The sequence below is a fragment of the Rhizobacter sp. P3_B12 genome, from assembly GCF_056402895.1.
The window spans coordinates 1-2,884 of record NZ_JBFUGN010000794.1; the positions used below are offsets into that span (position 1 = coordinate 1).

Annotated in this window: 2 protein-coding genes; both read left to right on the forward strand. The window is 69.6% G+C overall.

Translation table 11 applies throughout. The features are described 5' to 3' along the window. Positions 1-1,658: DUF1800 domain-containing protein (locus AC1D01_RS28085; protein WP_477872262.1), on the forward strand; the 1,658-nt coding region annotated here is incomplete at its 5' end. Between the two features lie 11 nt (positions 1,659-1,669). Further along, positions 1,670-2,884 (forward strand): DUF1501 domain-containing protein (locus tag AC1D01_RS28090; protein ID WP_477872264.1); only part of this gene is annotated, 1,215 nt, incomplete at its 3' end.

Here is a 2,884-nt window from a genome sequence, read left to right on the forward strand (position 1 = left end):
CCGCTCCGGCGCCTGCCCCTGCCCCTGCGCCAGCGCCGGCACCCACCCCCACGGCCCCGGCCACCGCCACCCAGCGCGACGCCGTCCGCCTCGCCGACCAGGCCACGTTCGGCCCGAGCGAGGCCCTCGTCACCGACATCAAGTCCAAGGGCGCCGCCGCGTGGATCAGCGCGCAGATGGCGCTCAACGGCTCGCGCTACACCAGCGGCAAGACCGGCGAGATCCACCAGAACACCAGCGCCACCGAGTTCTGCGAGCTGCCGGCCCACGTCAACGAGCCCGACTGCTGGCGCGACTGGTTCTCGACCGAGCCGCTGCTGTGGGATTTCTACCRCAATGCGGTGAAGCAGCCCGACCAGCTGCGCCAGCGCGTCGCGTTCGCGCTGCAGCAGGTGGTCGTCGTCAACAGCCTCGAGGTCAGCGGCAACTACGGCTTCCGCGTCTACTACAACAACCTGCTCGACAACGCGTTCGGCAACTACCGCGACGTGCTGAAGAAGGTGACGCTGTCGCCGGTGATGGGCGACTTCCTGAACAACGCGAACAACGACAAGGCCGCGCCGAACGAGAACTACGCGCGCGAACTGCTGCAGCTGTTCAGCATCGGCACCTGCGAGCTGAATACCGATGGCTCGCTGAAGAGCGGCAAGTGCGTGCCGACCTACAGCAACGACACCGTGCGCGCCTACGCCTTCGCGCTGACCGGCTGGACCTACCCCGCCGGCGGCGCCACCTCGTACGGCTGCTACCCGACCGGCATGAACTGCCGCTACTACGGCGGCGACATGATCGCGGTCGACAAGTTCCATGACACCACGGCGCGCGACCTGCTGGGTGGCGCCCAGCTCGCGGCCGGCACCAAGGCCCCGGCCGCGCTCGAGACCGTGCTCGACAGCCTGATGGCGCACCCCAACACCGCGCCCTTCATCGGCAAGCAGCTGATCCAGCAGCTCGTCACCAGCAACCCGACGCCGCAGTACGTGGCCCGCGTGTCGGCCGCGTTCAGCAGCGGCAAGTTCACGTACTTCGACAAGAGCTGGGGCAGCGGCAGGAACGGCGACCTGGCCGCCACCGTCGCGGCCGTGCTGCTCGACAGCGAGGCGCGTGCCGAAACCGCCACGCGCAACAGCGGCAAGCTGCGCGAGCCCACGCTGATGTTCACCGGCACGCTGCGCGCGCTGAACGGCAACACCGATGGCGACTCGCTGAGCTGGTGGTGGGGCGACAGCCTGCGCCAGCACGTGTTCCGCCCGCCCTCGGTCTTCAACTACTACCCGCCCGACTACCCGGTGCCCGGCACCGCGCTGGTCGGCCCGGCCTTCGGCATCCACAACGCCAACTCGGCGCTCGAGCGGCTCAATTTCCTGACCTACCTGTTCGACTGGGGCGGCACCAAGCCGGCCGACAGCGGCGCGCCGAACCCGGTGGGCACGCTCGTCGACCTGTCGGCCTTCACCGCCGACGCGACCGATGCCGCCAAGCTGGTCGACCGGCTGTCGATGCTCGCGATCGGCCAGACGCTGCCGGCCGGGCCGCGCACCGACGTGATCGCCGCGGTGTCGGTGTCCGGATCGAGCACCGATGCGCAGAAGCTCAACCGCGTGAAGATGGCCGCCTACCTCGTGTTCGGCTCCCCGAACTACCAAGTCCAGCGATAAAGGAGCCCGACATGACACACCATCACCACGCTCCCGCTTCGATGGACCGCCGCCGCTGGCTGCTCGGCTCCGGCGCCACGCTGGCCGGCGCGCTCGGCACCGGCACGCTGTCCAACCTGCTGCTCGGCGCCCGCCCGGCCTACGCGGCCGACTACAAGGCGCTGGTCTGCCTCTTCATGTACGGTGGCAACGACGGCTTCAACACCATCGTGCCGACCGACACCCGCTACGACCAGTACGCCGCCGTGCGCAAGGGCCTCGCGATCCCGAAGGCCAACCTCGTGAACCTGGCCGGCATCAACTACGGGCTGCACCCGTCGCTCGCGGCGCTCTCCACCGCCTGGGCCGACGGCAAGCTCGCGCCGGTGCTGAACCTCGGCACGCTGAACTCGCCGCTCACGAAAGACCAGTACCGCGCCGCGGCGAGCAGCTCCGACCTGCTGCCCGACAACCTGTTCTCGCACTCCGACCAGCAGATCCTGTGGGAGACCGGCACCTCCGATTCGCTGACCCGCACCGGCTGGGGCGGCCGCGCCTCCGAGGCGCTGGGCACCGCGAACCCGGTGATCTCGGTCGCCGGCTCGACGCGCTTCGGCCTGTCGTCAGCCCAGACCCCGCTGGTGCTGCCCGACCCGGGCGCCACGTTCGGCGCCTACAACCTGCAGCCGAAGGACCTGACCAACAACGCGTCGAACACCGCGCGCAAGAAGGCGATCGATGCGCTGTACGCGCAGGCGCAGGATGCCGCGCTCGCCGATGCCTATGCGGCGGCGCAGCGCAACGCCTTCGCCGTGTCGGACCGGCTCGCCGCGACCGTGGCGGTGACGCCCGGCGGCACCGGCGCGCTGGCGGCGATCGACAGCGCCTTCGCGCCGCTGATCTCCGGCAGCACGCTGAAGACGGGGCTGGCCAAGCAGCTCTACCAGGTGGCCAAGCTGATCGCCGCCAACGGCACGGTGCAGGGCAACCGGCAGATCTTCTTCGCGTCGATCGACAGTTTCGACACGCATGCGAACCAGATCACCGGCGGGCCCACCACCGGCGCCCATGCCGACCTGCTGAAGGAAGTCGGCGACGCGCTGGGTGCGTTCTACGCGGCGATGAAGAACCTCGGCATGGCCGATGCCGTGACGGCCTTCACGCAAAGCGACTTCGGCCGCACCTTCACGCCGAACAACAGCAACGGCACCGACCACGCCTGGGGCAGCAACCACCTGGTGGTGGGC